Source organism: Pseudomonas syringae pv. cilantro, from assembly GCF_001293775.1.
Classification (GTDB): Bacteria; Pseudomonadota; Gammaproteobacteria; order Pseudomonadales; family Pseudomonadaceae; genus Aquipseudomonas; species Aquipseudomonas syringae_P.
On the sequence record NZ_LGLN01000091.1, the window covers coordinates 1 to 391 of the forward strand.

Annotated in this window: 1 protein-coding gene; it reads left to right on the forward strand. The window is 51.9% G+C overall.

Going from position 1 to position 391, the window contains the following annotated elements; all coding sequences use genetic code 11:
* Positions 1–339, forward strand: a 339-nt coding sequence (locus ABJ99_RS24860; RefSeq protein ID WP_054088057.1) for a single-stranded DNA-binding protein, incomplete at its 5' end; no start/stop codon positions are given.
* Positions 340–391: the final 52 nt, after the last annotated feature.

Consider the following 391-nt stretch of genomic DNA (forward strand, 5'->3'; position numbering starts at 1 on the left):
AAAAGCGATGGCACAGGCTTTGAGGACCGTGGAGGGTTCTGGGCCAATGTCGAGTTTTGGCATAAAGACGCAGAGCACTATGCCAACCTTTATCAGAAAAGCATGAGGGTGTTGATCCAAGGGCGAGCGATCATTGATAACTGGACCAAGGAGGGTAAGGAGTTCTCTGCGTTGAAAGTTCAGGCATCGCGGGTCGCAATCCTTCCTCACCGGGTTGAAGCAGTGCAATTGGCACCTTCCCAGTCATACAACCAGCCGCAAAGCGATCAACAGCATACCGATCAGAGTTCAACTCAAAACAATGCAGCTCCGGATTTCGACGACGATATTCCCGTGTAGATGACCGGAGTGGAAAACCGCGCCTTCTGCGTGAGGCTGCTGGTGGAAATGA